17 protein-coding genes are annotated in these 17,653 nt (G+C 64.3%); 2 read left to right on the top strand and 15 right to left on the bottom strand.

Annotation, left to right across the window (positions count from 1 at the left end; all coding sequences use genetic code 11):
* Positions 1-15: 15 nt before the first annotated feature.
* From Q9246_RS20855 to alr, 9 genes are all read right to left on the bottom strand, one after another.
* A complete protein-coding gene (locus Q9246_RS20855; RefSeq protein WP_123072181.1) occupies positions 16-702 on the bottom strand; it encodes a response regulator in 687 nt (228 codons plus the stop codon).
* 2 nt (positions 703-704) lie between these two features.
* Positions 705-1,406 carry a phosphate signaling complex protein PhoU gene (phoU, locus tag Q9246_RS20860; protein ID WP_306392721.1) on the bottom strand — a complete coding sequence of 234 codons (702 nt, stop codon included), beginning with the start codon at positions 1,404-1,406 and terminating at the stop codon, positions 705-707.
* Positions 1,407-1,471: 65 nt separating this feature from the next.
* Positions 1,472-2,272: a phosphate ABC transporter ATP-binding protein PstB gene (pstB, locus tag Q9246_RS20865; protein ID WP_208280752.1), complete on the bottom strand. Its 801-nt coding sequence runs from the start codon at positions 2,270-2,272 to the stop codon at positions 1,472-1,474.
* 23 nt (positions 2,273-2,295) lie between these two features.
* Entirely contained in the window at positions 2,296-3,156 is an 861-nt protein-coding gene (pstA, locus tag Q9246_RS20870) for a phosphate ABC transporter permease PstA (protein ID WP_306392723.1), read from the bottom strand.
* Between the two features lie 11 nt (positions 3,157-3,167).
* Positions 3,168-4,193 carry a phosphate ABC transporter permease subunit PstC gene (gene pstC, locus Q9246_RS20875; RefSeq protein ID WP_306392724.1) on the bottom strand — a complete coding sequence of 342 codons (1,026 nt, stop codon included), beginning with the start codon at positions 4,191-4,193 and terminating at the stop codon, positions 3,168-3,170.
* Positions 4,194-4,288: 95 nt separating this feature from the next.
* The gene (gene pstS, locus Q9246_RS20880; protein ID WP_306392726.1) at positions 4,289-5,323 is read right to left on the bottom strand and encodes a phosphate ABC transporter substrate-binding protein PstS; all 1,035 of its coding nucleotides are present in this window, start codon (positions 5,321-5,323) and stop codon (positions 4,289-4,291) included.
* Positions 5,324-5,811: 488 nt separating this feature from the next.
* Positions 5,812-6,162, bottom strand: coding sequence for a PilZ domain-containing protein (locus Q9246_RS20885; protein ID WP_306392728.1), 351 nt, complete (start codon positions 6,160-6,162; stop codon positions 5,812-5,814).
* A gap of 64 nt (positions 6,163-6,226) precedes the next feature.
* A complete protein-coding gene (radA, locus tag Q9246_RS20890; protein WP_306392729.1) occupies positions 6,227-7,603 on the bottom strand; it encodes a DNA repair protein RadA in 1,377 nt (458 codons plus the stop codon).
* A gap of 30 nt (positions 7,604-7,633) precedes the next feature.
* Complete coding sequence (gene alr, locus Q9246_RS20895) at positions 7,634-8,740, bottom strand: alanine racemase (RefSeq protein ID WP_306392730.1); 1,107 nt, start codon at positions 8,738-8,740, stop codon at positions 7,634-7,636.
* A 159-nt stretch (positions 8,741-8,899) separates the two neighbouring features.
* Between alr and lplT the strand changes: the two genes are divergently transcribed.
* Positions 8,900-10,159 carry a lysophospholipid transporter LplT gene (gene lplT / locus Q9246_RS20900; RefSeq protein ID WP_306392731.1) on the top strand — a complete coding sequence of 420 codons (1,260 nt, stop codon included), beginning with the start codon at positions 8,900-8,902 and terminating at the stop codon, positions 10,157-10,159.
* Positions 10,160-10,715: 556 nt separating this feature from the next.
* Here the strand turns inward: lplT and Q9246_RS20905 are convergent.
* Genes Q9246_RS20905 through tsaB form a run of 4 tightly spaced genes read right to left on the bottom strand, consistent with a single transcriptional unit; the run spans position 10,716 to position 13,726 of the window.
* Positions 10,716-11,678 carry a DUF1853 family protein gene (locus tag Q9246_RS20905; RefSeq protein WP_306392733.1) on the bottom strand — a complete coding sequence of 321 codons (963 nt, stop codon included), beginning with the start codon at positions 11,676-11,678 and terminating at the stop codon, positions 10,716-10,718.
* Entirely contained in the window at positions 11,662-12,555 is an 894-nt protein-coding gene (locus tag Q9246_RS20910; protein WP_306392735.1) for a uracil-DNA glycosylase, read from the bottom strand. Before Q9246_RS20910 ends, Q9246_RS20905 begins: the two co-directional genes overlap by 17 nt.
* Complete coding sequence (rimI, locus tag Q9246_RS20915; RefSeq protein ID WP_306392736.1) at positions 12,552-13,019, bottom strand: ribosomal protein S18-alanine N-acetyltransferase; 468 nt, start codon at positions 13,017-13,019, stop codon at positions 12,552-12,554. The genes Q9246_RS20910 and rimI overlap by 4 nt, the downstream gene beginning before the upstream one ends.
* Entirely contained in the window at positions 13,016-13,726 is a 711-nt protein-coding gene (tsaB, locus tag Q9246_RS20920) for a tRNA (adenosine(37)-N6)-threonylcarbamoyltransferase complex dimerization subunit type 1 TsaB (protein WP_306392737.1), read from the bottom strand. The genes rimI and tsaB overlap by 4 nt, the downstream gene beginning before the upstream one ends.
* Before the next feature lie 99 nt (positions 13,727-13,825).
* Here tsaB and Q9246_RS20925 point away from each other — a divergent pair, with 99 nt between their 5' ends.
* Complete coding sequence (locus tag Q9246_RS20925) at positions 13,826-14,245, top strand: thioredoxin family protein (RefSeq protein ID WP_306392738.1); 420 nt, start codon at positions 13,826-13,828, stop codon at positions 14,243-14,245.
* 23 nt (positions 14,246-14,268) lie between these two features.
* Here Q9246_RS20925 and Q9246_RS20930 read toward each other — a convergent pair whose 3' ends face one another.
* Positions 14,269-15,894, bottom strand: a complete 1,626-nt coding sequence (locus tag Q9246_RS20930) for a hypothetical protein (protein ID WP_306392739.1) — start codon at positions 15,892-15,894, stop codon at positions 14,269-14,271.
* 82 nt (positions 15,895-15,976) lie between these two features.
* The gene (locus Q9246_RS20935; RefSeq protein WP_306392741.1) at positions 15,977-17,578 is read right to left on the bottom strand and encodes a hypothetical protein; all 1,602 of its coding nucleotides are present in this window, start codon (positions 17,576-17,578) and stop codon (positions 15,977-15,979) included.
* Positions 17,579-17,653: the final 75 nt, after the last annotated feature.

The raw sequence follows: 17,653 nt of genomic DNA on the forward strand, positions 1-17,653 counted from the left end.
GTCCTTCGCCACCGCTTATTTCTCGGACAGCATGTAGCCGACGCTGCGCACGGTCCGGATCAAGCCGTCCGCCGACTTGAGCGCCTTGCGCAGGCGCAGCACGTGCACGTCGACCGTGCGCTCCTCGATCACGGCATGATCGCCCCACACTTTATCCAGCAGCTGGGCGCGCGAGAACACGCGCTCGCGGTGCGCCATCAGGTACTTGAGCAGCTTGTATTCGGCATTGCCGATGTCGATCTGCTGGTTCTCGACCGTCACGGTGCAGCTGTTCGGATCGAGCGTCACGGTGCCGGCGCGCAGCGGCGCCTCGGCCAGGTGCGGCGATTTGCGGCGCAGCAGCGCGCGCGAACGGGCCAGCAGCTCGCGCGGCGAGAACGGCTTGGTGATGTAGTCGTCGGCGCCGTTGTTCAGGCCCGCCAGCTTGTCTTCCTCCATGCTTTTTGCCGTCAGCATGATGACCGGCAGGTCCTGGAAGTCGCGGTCCGCGCGCAGGCGCGACAGCAGGCGCAGGCCGCTCTGGTCGGGCAGCATCCAGTCCAGCAGCAGCAGGTCGGGCTTGCCCCGGCTGATGCTTTCCCAGGCGCCGGCCGTGGTGTCGGCGGTGCGGATGTCCCACCCCGCCTCGCGCAGCGAATACGTCACCAGCTCGACGATCGCGGGTTCGTCTTCGACCACCAGGACCGAGGTATTGTCCGCCATCGTCAAGCCACCGGCTGGTCGTCGAGCGTGACCTTGCTGTGACGGATGTCGCGCCCTTCGACCACGTAGATCACGTATTCGGCGATATTCTTCGCGTGGTCGCCGATGCGTTCGATCGCCTTGGCCACCCACAGCGTGTCCAGCGCCGACGAGATCGTGCGCGGGTCTTCCATCATGTAGGTGACCATGCTGCGCAGGATGGTGCGGAATTCGTGGTCGACCACTTCGTCGCCGGCGATGATCTGCAAGGCCTGCTTGCCGTCCAGGCGCGCGAAGGCGTCGAGCGCGTCGTGCAGCAGTTCCGAGGTCGCCTTGGCAATGGTGCGGATCATGTCGTAATGGGCAAAACCGGTGGTACCACGCTCGTGCAGGCTCTTGGCGGTGCGCGCGACCTTGGTCGCCTCGTCACCGATGCGCTCCAGGTCGGTGATCACCTTGATGGTGGCCATCACGGTGCGCAAGTCGTTGGCGGCCGGCTGGCGCTTGACGATCAGGTGGCTGCAGGCGTCGTCGAGCGAGACTTCGAGCTGGTTGACTGCCTGGTCTTCGGCCATCACGCGCTCGGCGCGCGCGATGTCGCCGATACGGAAGCACTCGAGCGCTTCTTCGAACTGGGTTTCCACCATGCCGCCCATCAGCAAGACCTGGGAACGGATCCCCTCGAGTTCCTGGTCGTACTGCTTGGATGAATGCTCGCCTGTCATACAAACTCTCCGTCAATATTCTTGTGAAGCCGGCACGGCCGGCAGGAATGGGATAACCGGTCGGATCAGCCGAAGCGGCCGGTAATATAGTCTTGCGTTTCCTTGCGCGCCGGATTCATGAAGATCTGGTCGGTTTCGCCGAATTCGACGAGCTCGCCAAGATACATGTAGGCAGTGTAATCGGAACAACGAGCGGCCTGTTGCATATTGTGGGTCACGATGGTGATCGTGTAATCCTGCTTCAGTTCGCTGATCAGTTCTTCGATCTTGGCGGTCGAGATCGGGTCCAGCGCCGAGGTGGGCTCGTCCAGCAGCAGCACGTCCGGTTTCACCGCCACGCCGCGCGCGATGCACAGGCGCTGCTGCTGGCCGCCCGACAGCGACAGGCCGCTCTTGTTCAATTTGTCCTTCGCTTCTTCCCACAGCGCCGCCTTCTTGAGCGCCCATTCGACGCGCTCGTCCATCTCGCCCTTGGAGAGGTTTTCGTACAGGCGCACGCCGAAGGCGATGTTGTCGTAGATCGACATCGGGAACGGGGTCGGTTTCTGGAACACCATGCCGACCTTGGCGCGCAGCATGTTGACGTCGACACCCGGCTCCAGGATGTTGCGGCCGCGGTACATGATCGAGCCCTCGGCGCGCTGGCCCGGATACAGGTCGTACATGCGGTTCAACGTGCGCAGCAGGGTCGACTTGCCGCAGCCCGACGGGCCGATGAAGGCCGTCACCTGCTTGGCGTGGATGTCGAGCGAGACGTTTTTCAAACTCTGCGTCTTGCCGTAAAAGAAGTTCAGGCCCTGGATTTCGATCGTCTTGGCTTTGGCAGCGGCCGGAGCTGGAGTCGTATTGAGCATGGCTTGGTTCATCACTTTGTCTTTTATCAGGTAGATTAACGCGGAGTTTTTTGGGCAAACATGGTGCGCGAGATGATGTTCAGCAGCAGCACGGTCGCGGTCACGAGCAGTGCACCACCCCAGGCCAGCGAGCGCCAGTCATCGTACGGGCTCATCGCGAACTGGTAGATCACCACCGGCAGGTTGGCCAGCGGGGCATTCATGTCATGGCTGTAGAACTGGTTGTTCAGTGCGGTGAACAGCAGCGGCGCGGTCTCGCCGGCCACGCGGGCCACGGCCAGCAGCACGCCGGTCACGACGCCGGCTTTCACAGCGCGCAGGCGCACCGTCATCGCCACTTTCCAGTGCGGCGCGCCCAGGGCGTAGGCCGCTTCGAGCAGGCTGGCCGGCACCAGTTGCAGCATATTGTCGGTGGTGCGCACCACGACCGGGATCGCGATCAGGGACAGCGCGATGGCGCCGGCATAACCCGAGAAGTGCTGGACGTTGGCGACGTAGATCGCATACACGAACAGGCCGATGACGATCGACGGAGCCGAAAGCATGATGTCGGTCACGAAGCGGGTGATCTGAGCGAACTTGTTGTTCTGGCCGTACTCTGCCAGATAGATGCCGGCCAGGATGCCGATCGGGGTGCTCACCAGGGTCGACAGGCCGACCATCATCAGCGAGCCGACGATGGCGTTGCGCAAGCCGCCGCCCGGGGTGCCCGGGGCCGGGGTGTCGTTCATGAACAGCGTCGGCGCCAGCGCGCTGAAGCCGTTGTACAACAGCGTGCCCAGGATCCAGGCCAGGAAGGCCAGACCGATGCCCATGGCCACGATCGACATCGCGATGCCGACGCGGTGCGCCAGCAGGCGCTTGCGGTAGACGGGGTTCTTGATTGCGGTGTTCATTGCGGGGCCTCTTATTTGGTGCCTTCGTTACGGGACATACCCAGCAGCATCAGCTTGGCCGCGGACAGCACGACGAAGGTGATCGCGAACAGGATCAGCGCCAGGGCGAACAGGGCCGACGAGTGCAGCGCAGTGGCCGCTTCGGCGAATTCATTGGCCAGGGTCGACGAAATCGAGTTGCCGGCCGAGAACAGCGAGGCCGACAGGCCGTGCGAGTTACCGATCACGAAGGTGACAGCCATGGTCTCGCCCAGTGCACGGCCCAGGCCCAGCATCACGCCGCCGACGACGCCGCTGCGGGTGTACGGCAGCACCACCTTGCGCACCACTTCCCACCTGGTGCAGCCCAGGCCGTATGCCGATTCCTTCAGCACGGTCGGGACGATCTCGAACACGTCGCGCATCACCGAGGCGATGAAGGGGATGATCATGATGGCCAGGATCAGGCCGGCGGTCAGGATGCCGATACCCATCACCGGTCCCTGGAACACGACGCCGATCAGCGGCAGCTGGCCCAGCGTTTCCTTCAGCGCCGGCTGCACGTATTCGGCGAACAGCGGCGCGAACACGAACAGGCCCCACATGCCGTAGATGATCGACGGCACGCCGGCCAGCAGTTCGACCGCGGTGCCCAGCGGGCGGCGCAGCCAGACCGGGCAGATCTCGGTCAGGAACAGGGCGATGCCGAAGCTGATCGGGAACGCCACCGCCAGCGCGATGATCGAGGTGGCCAGGGTGCCGTAGATCGCGATCATGGCGCCGTACTGGTCGTTGACCGGATCCCATTCGACGCGCGTGATGAAGCCCAGTCCGAATTCGGCGAACGCCGGGGCGGCGCCGATCGCCAGCGAAATGATGATGCCGACCAGCACCGCCAGCACCGAGGCCGCGAACAGCCAGGTGACTTTATGGAAGAAGAAGTCTTGCAGGCGCTGGTTGCGCATGGTGTTGCGCAGGGCGGGCGACTCGAAGGTGTCGGCCTGGGCCGCTGCCTTCGCGGGCAGGTCGTTCACGGACACGGATGGATGGGCGCTCATAATGTGGTCAATATCTTTATCAATATCGTTTTGTCAATATTGCTGGCGTGCGGAAAGACCGGTCGCGCCGGCCCTCCCGGGTTCGTGAAACGGGCTTACCAGAGCGCTTGGCCGGACGCGTCCTTCAGGTTGGCGCGCCAGGCGTCCTGCACCAGCTTGGTGACTTCGGCCGGCATCGGCACGTAATCCAGCTCGGCGGCCGACGGGGCGCCGTTCTTGTAGGCCCAGTCGAAGAATTTCAGCACTTGCTGGCCCTTGGCGGCATCCTGGGTCTTGTGCACCAGGATGTACGAGGCGCCGGTGACCGGCCAGGCGCCCTTGCCGGCCTGGTTGGTCAGGATCACGGCGAAGCCCGGAGTGCCCTTCCAGTTGGCGCCGGCGGCGGCAGCCTTGAAGGCGTCGTCCGACGGTTGCAGCCAGGCGCCGTCGGCGGCCTGCATCTGGGTGTGCGCCATCTTGTTCTTCTTGGCATAGGCCCACTCGACGTAGCCGATGCCGCCCTTGATGCGCTGCACGTTGGCGGCCACGCCCTCGTTGCCCTTGCCGCCCACGCCGACCGCCCACTTGACGGTGGTGCCGGCGCCGATGGTCGATTTCCAGGTCGGGCTGGTCTTCGACAGGTAGTCGGTCCACAGGAAAGACGTGCCCGAGCTGTCGGCGCGGCGCACCACGGTGATGTCGGTCGCCGGCAGCTTGACGCCCGGGTTCAGCGCGGCGATCTGCGGCGCATTCCACTTGGTGATCTTGCCCATGTAGATGTCGGCGATCAGCGCGCCGCTCAGCTTCAGCTGGCCCGGGGCCATGCCGTCCAGGTTCACGATCGGCACCACGCCGCCCATCACGGCCGGGAACTGGAACAGGCCCGACGCGGTCAGGTCTTGCGCCGTCAGCGGCATGTCCGAGGCGCCGAAGTCGACGGTCTTGGCCTTGATCTGCTTGATGCCGGCGCCCGAACCCACCGACTGGTAGTTCAGGCCGACGCCCGAGGCCGCCTTGTACAGCTCGGCCCACTTGGCATAGATCGGGTACGGGAAGGTCGCGCCGGCGCCGGTGATGTTGGCGTTCTGGGCGCTGGCGGAAAATGCCGTCGCGGCCAGGGCGATCGAAACGAAGAAATGCTTCATGCGCATATCGGATCCTTTGGAAGTGACACCACGGGACGGTCCCGCTGACGATGAGGCGCAGTCTAACGGGCGAATATGACATGTTCATGACATATTTGGTCAATGTGACATGAAGATGACACGCGCGCAAGGATCGCATTCCCGCCGCCGGCGTGGCGCGCGCAAGGCGGCGCGCCGGCGGGATGCCATTGGATTGTTCCATTTCACGGCGCTTGTAAATACCGCGAGTCCTGCTACCCTGAGAGAGTAGTCATGACATGGAGGGGATGCCGAAGGGCGTTTTGAGGTATATGTTAGACCTGATGGTGATGGGAATCCTGAGCGGACTTGCTGCCCTGGTGGCATTCGAGATCTACCAGGAGGTAAGTGGAAGTGCCAGCGATTTGCATGACCGCTATCACGAATAGCGACTAGCCCGCTCAGTGGGCCAATAAGCAAGCGGCGAGACCATCGGTACTCGCCGCTTGGCGTTTACGCTTGCGCCTGCGCCGCCGTTACCGCATGAAGCGCGCCAGCGCCGTCACCGCGGCCAGGTCGGGATTCAGGAACTGCAGTCCCACCTTGAACTCGTTGCTGCTGAAAATGCAGTATGACACCTTGACGCGCGTATTGATGGTGACAAAGCTGCCTTCGACCAGCAGGTCGAAGGCGAGCTGGCCGCCCTGCCCTGCCGTCAGCGGATCGGCAACGCTCACGCTGACGCCGCTGGCGCCGAGGTCGACGGTCTTGCCGGTCACCGGCGCCTGGCCGTCCATGGCCAGCATGACCTTGGTACGGTACACCTTGCGTGGAGATTTCCTTTGGTCTTGAAACACGTGTTTACCCAAATACAGTGAACAAGACACAATTATAAAAGCTCACAAGAAATCCGACAGGCAACCCGCCAGATTCCCGTGCCGGTGTTGACGTTCAGTCGACCTCGCGCAGCTTGTTGAACGCCTCATCGATGCGCTCGACGGCGATGATGTTCATGCCTTCGATCTTGGCCTTCGGCGCGTTCGACTTAGGGATCACGGCCAGCGAAAAGCCCAGCTTGGCCGCTTCGCGCAAGCGTTCCTGGCCGCGCGGCGCGGGACGGATCTCGCCGGCCAGGCCGACCTCGCCGAACACCACCAGCCCGCGCGGCAGCGGCTTGTTGCGCATCGACGAATTGATTGCCAGGAGCACCGCCAGGTCGGCCGCCGGCTCGGTGATCTTGACGCCGCCGACCGCATTGATGAACACGTCCTGGTCGAAGGCCGCAATGCCGGCATGCCGGTGCAGCACCGCCAGCAGCATCGCCAGGCGATTCTGTTCCAGGCCAACCGACAGGCGGCGCGCATTGGGCAGGTGGCTGGTGTCGACCAGCGCCTGAATCTCCACCAGCAACGGCCTGGTGCCCTCCTGCGTCACCATCACGCAGGAGCCCGGCACCTGGCTGTCGTGCTGCGACAGGAACAGGGCGGAAGGATTCGAGACGCCCTTCAAGCCTTTCTCGGTCATGGCGAACACGCCCAGCTCGTTCACCGCGCCGAAGCGGTTCTTGATGGCCCGCACCAGGCGGTAGCTCGATTGCGTATCGCCTTCAAAATACAGCACGGTATCGACGATGTGTTCCAGCACGCGCGGGCCGGCCAGCGCGCCTTCTTTCGTCACGTGGCCGACCAGGATGATGGTGACCCCGGTCTGCTTGGCCACGCGCGTGAGCTGGGCCGCGCATTCGCGCACCTGCGCCACCGAGCCGGGGGCGGAGGTGAGCGCGTCCGAATACATGGTCTGGATCGAGTCGATCACCACAACGTCCGGCTTGAGGTCGGCGATGGTGCCGAGGATTTTCTCGAGCTGGATCTCGGCCTGCAATTTGAGGTCTTTCGCGTCGACCGCCAGGCGCTTGGCGCGCAGCGCGATCTGGGCCCCGGATTCCTCGCCGCTGACGTAGAGCGTGCTGCGCACGGCGGACAGGCTCGAGAGCGCCTGCAGCAGCAGGGTCGACTTGCCGATGCCGGGATCGCCGCCGATCAGGACCACGCCGCCGGCCACCAGGCCGCCGCCCAGCACGCGGTCGAATTCCTCGATGCCGGTGCCGAAGCGCGGCACGTCGATCGCCTCGATGTCGGCCAGCGACAGCACCGGCGCGGTCTGCGCCAGGCTGCGGTGCGGGGTCTGCGACATGCGGTTGACGCCGGGCGTGTCGACGACGGTTTCGACCATCGTGTTCCAGGCTTTACAGTCGGCGCACTGGCCGGTCCAGCGGGTGGCGATCGCGCCGCACTCGCTGCAGGTGTAGTTGGTTTTTGCTTTTGCCATCGTTCTAATATGGTGGTGGTGCGCGCCGGTTCAACCGTCGGTCCCCAGCCTGCCTTCGGTCACGCGCACGCGCGGCGCCAGCGCGCACATCAGCTCATAGCCGATGGTGCCGGCGGCCTGGGCCACGTCGTCGATCGGCAGTCCGTCGCCCCACAGGGTGACCTTGCTGCCGATGCGGGCATTGGCGACTGGAGTCAGGTCGACCGTCATCATGTCCATCGATACCCGGCCGACCAGCGTGGTGCGCACGCCGTCGACGATCACCGGCGTGCCGTGCGGCGCGCTGCGCGGGTAGCCGTCGGCATAGCCGCAGGCCACCACGCCGATCGTCATCGGGCCGTCGGCCTCGAAGCGGCTGCCGTAGCCGACCGTGTCGCCGGCATCGATGTGCTGGATGCCGATGATTTCGGAGCGCAGGGTCATGGTGGGACGCAGGCCGAACTCCTGGGCGCTGCGGCCGCCCGGGGTGCCGCCATACAGCATGATGCCGGGGCGGACCCAGTCGTTCGACAACTGGTCGGCGAGTTCGGCCTGGTGCAGCACGCCGCCCGAATTCGACAGGCTGCGCTCGCCGGGCAGATCGCCCGCCCCCGCGCGGAAGCGCCGTACCTGCTCGGCGATCGTCAGGCGCGGATGTTCGAGTTCGTCGGCATTGGCGAAATGGGTCATGTGGGTGATCGAGCGCAGGTCGCGGATCGCGCGCAGGCGCTGGTAGGCGGCGCCGTATTCGTCGGGGCGGAAGCCCAGGCGGTTCATCCCGGTATTCATTTTCAGGTAGACGTCGATCGGGCGGTACAGCTGGGTGTACTCGAGCAGCTTGACCTGCTCGATGCTGTGCACGGCAGTGGCGATATCGTGCTCGGCCAGCATCGGCACGTCGGCCGCTTCGAAGAATCCCTCTAATAAGAGAATCGGCTTGGTCCAGCCGAGCTGGCGCAGGCGGATCGCGTTGTCCAGCTCGACCAGGGCCAGGCCGTCGGCGCCGGCGAAGCCGCGCAACGCGCGTTCCAGGCCGTGGCCATAGGCATCAGCCTTGACGACGGCCCATATCTTCGCCTGCGGCGCGCAGCTGCGGGCCTGGGCCAGATTGTGCTGCATGGAATCGAGGTGGATGGTGGCGAAGAGCGGACGCGGCATGGCAATCTTTTGAGAAAAACGGATCGGATCCGGTGTGGAACGTCAAGCGGCTATTTTACCGGAGCGGGCCGCGCGGCGCGGCGACGGCAGCGTTTCCCGTTTCGCCGCTCTACCCATTCATGGTATAAAGCAACCCGGACCAGATTTGTGAATTCTCGAATGAACCGTGGTTTCTATACCATCATGGCGGCGCAGTTCTTCTCGTCGCTGGCGGATAACGCGCTCCTGTTTGTCGCGATCAGCCTGCTCGTCGCAATGGACGCCCCGGCATCGCTCACTCCGCTGCTGAAGCTGTCGTTCGTGCTGTTCTATGTCTTGCTGGCCGCCTTCGTGGGCGCCTTTGCCGATTCGCTGCCCAAGGGGCGCGTGATGTTCATCGCGAACATCATCAAGGTGGTCGGCTGCGCGCTGATGTTCTTCACCATCCACCCGCTGCTCTCGTATGCCGTCGTCGGCTTCGGCGCGGCCGTGTATTCGCCCGCCAAGTACGGCATCCTGACCGAACTGCTGCCGCCAGAAAAACTGGTTCCTGCCAATGGCTGGATCGAAGGCCTGACCGTGATGTCGATCATTCTCGGCACCGTGCTGGGCGGCACGCTGGTGAGCGAGCGCGGCACGAACTTCCTGCTGTCCTTCGACCTGTTCGGCGCCATGGGCATCACGAGCGGCGCCGAAGCCGCGATGGCGGTAGTGGTCGGCATCTATGTGCTGGCGGCGCTGTTCAACCTGCGCATTCCGGACACCGGCGCCCGCTACGAGCACCAGGAACGCAATCCCGTCAAGCTGATCGCCGATTTCGCCAACTGCTCGGCCACGCTGTGGCGCGACAAGCTGGGCCAGATTTCGCTGGCGGTGACGACGCTGTTCTGGGGCGCCGGCGCAACGTTGCAGTTCATCGTGCTGAAATGGGCCGAGCGCTCGCTCGGCATGCCGCTCGACAAGGCGACCAACCTGATCGGCGTGGTCGCGATCGGCGTGGCGCTGGGCGCAGCGATGGCGGCGCGCATGATTCCGCTGCGCAAGTCGCTGAACGTGATTCCGATGGGCATCATCATGGGGCTGGTGGTAACGAGCATGGTGTTCGTGCATACGGTCTCGGTGGCCTACCCGCTGCTGGCCCTGATCGGCTTCCTGTCGGGCTTCTTCGTGGTGCCGATGAATGCCCTGCTGCAACATCGCGGCCACGTGCTGATGAGCGCGGGCCACTCGATCGCGGTGCAGAACTTCAACGAAAACCTGTCGATCCTGGTGATGCTGGCGGCCTACGCGATCATGATCACGCTGAACCTCGACCTGGACATCATCATCGTCATCTTCGGCCTGTCGGTGGCCGGCATCATGCTCCTGATCCAACGCCGCCACACCCTGAACCAGCGCGAACACGACTCGCTCGGCCTGATCGGCGAAGGCAAGCACTAAGCCCCAGGGCTAAAACGAGGGTCAGAGTCGAATTGTTTGATAACGTTTCGCGCTAACCATTGCTCGGCCGACGATACGGCTCGCGGATTACTGCGAGCACTTGCTCGGCCAGCGCACTCTGTCCCCGATTGCCCGCCAACGCAAGAAATTGCTCAACAATTCAACTCTGACCCTCATTATTTAGCAAGCAAAAGCGTGTCAGCGGAGCAGTTTTCGGTCAGCGCATTCCTCAGGCATTCAGCATCCTCCGAATCCGTTACCACACACCCACAAAAGCAGATCGGGCTGGCAAGAAAATAAGTAGGGTCAGAGTCGATTTATTGGGCAATTCCTCAAAGTTGTCAAACAATTCGACTCTGACCCTCATTGTTGACGGTCGAGCTTGCTGGCTGCTAACCCGTGACTCGGGGGTGAATTGGCGAACGTTTTGGAAAGTTGTCAAACAATTCGACTCTGACCCTCATTGTTGACGGTCGAGCTTGCTGGCTGCTAACCCGTGACTCGGGGGTGAATTGGCGAACGTTTTGGAAAGTTGTCAAACAATTCGACGCTGACCCTAATGGGTGCGGTTGGATTTCACCATGCGCAGTTGAGCGGCGCGGGTGCGCCAGTCGTTGGGGACGATGAAACCGCGCTCGAACTCTTCGATGACGCCGTCGCGCCGGCGGATGGTTGCTACCAGGACCGGCGTGCTGGAGGTGTCGAATTGCGCGGTCAGGGTACTGGCGAGGTGTGGACGGTCCATTGTTTGGGTGGACGGGTCTGCGCGCAGTGGCGCCAGCCATTGCAGCTTGGGGAGGATCAGGAATTCGTCGCCCGGGATGGCGTCGAACTCGTCGAGCGGGCACCAGAAGCCACGGCAATGGCTGGCGGCGATCCCCTGCATTGTTGGCCAGGTGCCGGAGGGGTAAAACAGCCAACCCTTTACCAAGGCCTGGGCCTGGGTTACCGGGAGCGGCAGCAGCGCTTGCGCTGCGGGGTGGTCACCCAGCGCCAGCTGGTGCTCGAAGACCTTGCGCATCTTGCGGCCCAGGCTGTCGGCCAGGTTGGGGCCGACCAGGGCGTCGAATTCGTTCGCACCGTCGCCATTGAGCAGGTAGAACTTGGTGGCGAATTCGATGTGCGCCAGCGCGTCCGGGCCGTGCTCGAGCAGGAAGTCGAACTCGCCCACCGTGTCGTTGCGGGCGGCGCGCACCTGCAGGCCGTGGCGCACCAGGCGGCCCTGCTCCGCGAAATAGAAAGCCATCAGCTTTTCGGCGTACAGACCGAGCCGGGTATAGGTTTTCCCTCCCAACGCGGCCTCGAGCCGGGTGGGATCCTGGTCGAGCCGCGCCAGCCAGTCGGCTACTTCCGGCGCGACCGGGCCCAGCGTCGCGATGCGGCCTGTCCATTCCGGCGCGGCGGCGTCGAGCAGGTCGGGCGCGTCGAGCAGCCAGGCCAGCGCCCGCACCGGGTCCCGCCGCAGGTGGCCCCAGCGGCGGTGGAACAGTGCCTGGTAGCTGCTAGTCGCGCGGTCCAAGGGATCGCGCCCGGCACAGGTCGGCCCAGGCCAGCGCCTTGTTCTCGCTGCGCAGCAGCAGCTCGCCCGGGTGCAGGGTGGCCACCAGCGGCACCTCGCCCAGGCGGTGGACATCGCCGCGGGCGCCGGCCAGCGGCTCCTGCAGGGCGCGGCCCAGCAGGCCGTTGGTCGCGACCTGGCCCAGGGTCAGCACGGTCGAGGCGTTCAATAGCGCCAGCTCGCGCTCGACGAAGGGACGGCAGGCGGCGATCTCGCCTGGCGTCGGCGCGCGGTCGCCGCCCTTCGCGTTCAGCGGACGGCACTTGACCAGCGGCGTGACAAACACATCGCGCTCGCGCGACAGGCCGACCGCATGCAGCATATTGTCCAGCAGCTTGCCGGGGTCGCCCGTGAGCGGCTGGCCCGCTCCCTCGTCGAGCGCGCTCGGGGTGCCGGCGACGACCAGCCAGCGCGCCTGGCGCGGACCGGCGCCGAACACCGGCTTGCGGCCTTCGCCGCAGGCGCAGTCGCGGCAGGCGGCGATCGCCTGGCGCAGCCCGGCCCAGTCCATGGTGGCGACGTCGGGCGCGGCCGGCTCGGGCACGGCGACGTCGTCCCAGGCCGATGCCTCGTCGACCGGCGGTGGATTGCGGTAAGGCGGCGCGGACAACGGCGTGTGGGTGCGCGCGACCGGCGCCGGGGTCGGTTCAGGCGTAGGTTCAGGCGCCGGTTCAGCCACAGCCGCAGGTGCAGGCGCCGCTACTTCCGGCGGCGCCTCGACGACGGCCGCTAGGGCCACGGCCTCCACCTCCGCCTGCGGCACTGCACGCAACTGCCACAGCGGCCCGATGCCCATCTCGGCCAGGAACAGCGCGTCGCGCTGGCTCGTGTTCTTCATAAATCCAGCCTCATCACGATCGCATCCTCGCGGCCCGCCGCGCCGGCCGGGTAATATCCCTTGCGGCGACCGATATGGATATAGCCATGGCGGCGATATACTTCCAGCGCCCGCTCGTTCGACGGCCGCACTTCGAGCAGGATCGACACCATGCCCTGGCTGCGCGCGCGCGCCACGATCTCGTCGAGCAGGCGCCGCCCCAGTCCCTGGCGCTGGCGCTTTCCTGACAGCGCAACGTCGAGCAGATGCGCCTCGTCGAGCGCGTACATCAACAGATAATATCCAGCCAGCGCCCCGTCCTCCTCGCGCACGGTCCAGCCATCGTAGCCGCTGGCCACGGCATCGACGAAGTTACCGCGGGTCCAGGGATACGGAAAGACGCTGCACTCGAGCGCCCATACTTCGTCGACATCGGCCGCCGTCATCGGCGCCAGGTGCAGGCCGGTGCCATCCAGAGGCGTCATGCGCCGGCCTTGGCCTGGTTGATCGCCAGGCGCTCGGCGCTGGTGTAGGCGACCTTGTTGCGCAGGTAGAGCGGCTGGGCCTGGGCCGCCGGCACGCCCTGCCCTGCCGCCAGCGCGGCGCGCGCCAGCAGCGCCAGCTCGCGCGCATGCGGCATGATGGCGGGCAGCGCACCGTGCGCGAACGGCTTGTCGGCAAAGGCCGCGGCATATTCGGCGAAGCCGTTGCCGCAGGCTTGCAGGCCGGCGGCAGGCAGCGGCGCCACGTCCTGCGGCGCCGACAGGCGCGGCGCCACGACCTGCAACCAGGCGCCGTCCTGGAACCGGTACTGGGCCCAGTACACCTCGCCCATGCGCGCATCGAGCACCGCCAGCACCTCGCCGGCGCCGGTCGCGGCGCGGCAGGCCTCGGCCATCGTCTCGAGCGTCACCAGCGGCAGCACCGGCAACCCTGCGCCATAGGCCAGTCCCTGGGCCACGCCGCAGGCGGTGCGCACGCCGGTGAACGAGCCGGGACCGGCGCCGAAGGCGACGGCGTCGCAGCCGGCCAGCGTGACGCCGGCTTCGTTCAACAATTCCTGCACCATGGGCAGGATCGATTGCGAATGGCTGCGCACGCCGGGCGTCGAACGCACGATGACAGTGTCCCCGGCCAGCAGCGCGCAGGACGCCAGCTCGGCCGAGGTTTCGATAGCAAGGATGTTAGGCATTCCGCTATTTTACCCGCTCGGCCGGGTGGCTTCCATGGCGCGGCCGCGAATCCACCTTGCAGCGCAACACGATCCGCATCTCGCTGTACAATGCCGCTCATGCAGAGCCTGACCCTCGATTCCACGACCCGCGACAAGGTCGCCGCCGCCGTCCATGGCGACGGCTGGACCGTCGCCTGCCTGTGCGCCGCCTGGTGCGGCACCTGCGCGAGCTACCGCGCCACCTTCGACGAGCTGGCGCGGCGGCATCCGGACAAGCAGTTCGTCTGGATCGACATCGAAGACCAGGCCGACCTGGTGGGCGACCTGGACGTCGACAATTTTCCGACGCTGCTGCTGCAGCGCGGCGACACGGTCGCCTTCTTCGGCACCATGGTGCCGGACGGCGGCGTGGCCGACCGCCTGGTGCAGGCCCAGGCCGAGCAGAGCGACGAAGAACTCGCGCGCCTTGCGCAATCGAGCCAGGAGCGTCGCGACTGGCAGGAAGAATGCAATCTGCGCGTGCTGTTGGGCGGATAGGCCAGGCCGTCGGGCCGTCCCACTCAGCCTAGCGATACCAGGGCCTCGAAGTAGCGGTTCATTGCGCTGAACAAGGTCGAAGACGCCGCATGAAAGTCTTCTTGATCCGCGCCCTCGAAGGCCTGGTCATTCCACGAGCCCATCCCCCCGAACACATCGGCGGCTGAAATTGCCGCAAGGCCGAGCAAGCGGTCGACTCCCCACCCGAACGGTTCGAACGACTCGGTGATCCGCTGTACGGCCGACGACAGGCCGGGCTCCAGACCGGGATCCGACGCTTCCGGAACAGTCACCCCCAGCACACCGTCACCGGCAGCTTCACTCGCCAGATACCTGGCAGCGCCGAAGACAGGATAAAACGGCGAACCGACACGCCGAGCGAATTCCTGCACCAGCGTCAATGCCTCGATGAACTGCTGCCTCGCGTGCACCATGTCCATGGGCTCATCCATATCCACAGGGCGGTCCACGCGATCCAGGACAAACTGCCTCCCCGGATCATCGGCTTCGCGGATCCTCCAACCTAGATCGCACTGAAGCCGTCCACGGAAATGAAGCCGACGGCGTTCTTCGTCATCCGGTCCGAAGATATCGGCCAGGTCATCGGGAATACAGGGCTGCACGCCCCGGGACTGGCACTCCAGGCGGACAAGCTCGACCAGTACCTGGCTGACAAGCGATACATCTTCATCAGCCAATCCGGCAAGAAAACGCGGCCAGTAAGTGGCTGCGATATCCGGGAAATCGTCGAGCGCTTCATGCTCGTCCAGTATTTCTGTCAACTGATCCCGGTCTGCCGCAAATTGCCAAATCCTGTTACCAAAATGCTGTGCTTCGACCAGACGCAACAAGGCTGCTGCACTGACCTCGTCTTCGTCAATAATCTCCAACCAGACCATGGGCTCGAAGTCGGCGCAGACCGGCCTCACCTCGTCGACATGGTTCAAGAATCCTGTTGGTATGACAAACGCCTTGTCATATGTAAAGGACTCGACCTGGAGCTCCCGAAAAATCTGTTGCCCCATGAATTCCCAGTCGTGCATCCCCTCCGGCGACAGGAAATGCGCTTGCAAGGCATCTGCTGCGATCTCATCCCGGCCGTTACAGCAGTGGAATTGGTTGATCTCTTCTAACACGGTGGGCCAGAAAAAATCCGGATCGCCTTGTGCATTGATCAGATCGAGGAATCGTGATGGGGTGAGCAACAATCGCGGACCGCTCACCGTCCCTTGGATATACACACCATGGCTGGACCTGGTATCGACGCGCATCAGGATCGGCAATCCTCCGGCAAAACCTGCGAGCATGTGCGGTTCCGGATCTTCGTCGCCTGTCCCGTCCCAATCGTCATCTTGATCATCGTCCCAATCGTCTTCTTGATCATCGTCCTGATCATCGTCCGAACCGTCCTGCACCGCGATACGAACGGAGACGGACTTCACGCCGCGCTCACGCTGCCTGTCGATCCATTCCCGCAAAGGCAGCCTGTCCCTTCCTCCATCCCCAACGGCTGCACTTACCCCACGCAAGATACTGCCCGTCTCGATCTCATAATGTTGCGCCACAAGCCGATATGCGTCCGCAAGCCGTTTTTCTTCCACGCCAAGCAGTCCTGAAACGAATGCGACAAAAAATCGATTGGAGTTCATGGCAGCCTTTCCCGGTGGTAATTACCAGAGTGTGCTGCAAGGCCGTTGCACCCTTGAAGAAGTAACGCAAAGTTCCAGCTAATCAGCGTAGCGTCGAATCAGGCTGTGCAAGAGCCGCACTCGACACCAGGGTTTCGTAATAGCGATTCAGCGCGCCGCTCAGCTTCAGCGACACGGACTGGAAGCGCACCAATTCCTCACCCTCGACGTCCTGCTCAGTCCATGCCTCCATGCCGCTGAACACATCGGCGGTCGCCACTGCCGCAAGCCCGAACACGCGATCCGCGCCCCATTCGAATGGCACGAACACTTGCGCAAGCAACTGAAGCACGACCAGCATGTCGGGCTCCTGGAGCAGATCCGGCGATTCCAGCGCGGTCACGTCCAGCGGACCGGAGTCGATCGCATGCATGGCCAGGTGGCGGGCGACGTCGAGCACATGCTCGACATGCGAGCCGGTACGCCACGCCACATCGCGCGCCTGCGTCAGTGCGTCGATGAACTGCTGTCGCGCTTGCGCCATCGGCATGACCGCCCCGGACGGCATCGGGGAGGCGCCACGATCCCGCTCGAACAGCGTCCATGGCGCATCGACCACGCGGATGGTCCAGCCGAGGTCGTACTGCAGCCGTTCATTGAAATCGAGCCAGCGCCGTTCTTCGTCGTCCGGCCCGAAGATGCCGGCCAGGTCGTCGGGAATACGCGGCTGAATACCCCGCTCTTCACATTCCAGGCGGACCAGTTCGATCAAGACCTCGCTGACGCGCCCGACGTCGCGATCCGGCAGCCTGGACAGGAAGCGCGGCCAGTCATGGGCCGCGATGCGCGGAAAGTCATCGAACTCGTCGATGTCGCCGAGCTTTTCCATCAACAGTGTTCGGCTCGCGGCAATCCGCCAGATCCTGCCCGCGAAAGATTGTGCCTTGATTAACTGGAGCAAGGCTGCGCCAGTGACGTCATCGTCGTCATACGCCTCCAGCCAGGCGGTGAATTCCCATTCGTCGCCGTCCGGCGTCGTTTTTTCGAAGTGGCTCGAAAAAGCCGGGGGAATCACGAAGTTCTGCTCATGGGTGAGCGCATCGGCCTGGACAGTCCGGAAGACCTGCTGCCCGATGGACTCCCAATCCTGCCGCCCTTCTGGCGACAATAAATAAGACGGCAAGTCCGCCGCCGCGAGCTCGTCCCGATCGCTGCATTCGCGGTAGCCATTGATCTCGTCCAGCACACCTGGGCGGAAGAATTCCGGTTTATCCTGCGCATCGAGCAGTTCAAGAAAGAGCGACGAGGTGAGCGACAAGCGCGGCCCGGGTACCGCCCCCTGCACGATCACGGCGCCCTCGCCCACGGTATCGACGCGCATCAGGATCGGCAGGCCGTCGGCAAGCCTGGCCAGCATCTGCCGCACATGCTCCCCGTCCGCGGCGTCGGGCCCGGTGTCGGCCAGACCATCCTCCACCACGATCGATACCGATTTCACCCCCTTCGATCGCTGTTCCTGAATCCATTGGAACAATTCAATCCTGTCTTCGTCGCGTCCACTGCCGGCCAGGCCGGTGGCGCGCCGGACCACGACCTGGTCGAGTGCACAGCCCTGCGCGACCAGCGCGCATGCCTCGTCGAAGCGGCTTTCGTCGACCCCAAGCAGCGCTGGCGCAAATGCGACAAAAAAGCGGTTGTTTATCATGGCGTCCCTCTCTCATGGCATAGCCACAGTGTGTGGCCATGCAGCCGCACACTTCAAGACCTGCCGCAATAGTGC

The organism is Telluria beijingensis (assembly GCF_030770395.1).
Classification (GTDB): Bacteria; Pseudomonadota; Gammaproteobacteria; order Burkholderiales; family Burkholderiaceae_D; genus Telluria; species Telluria beijingensis.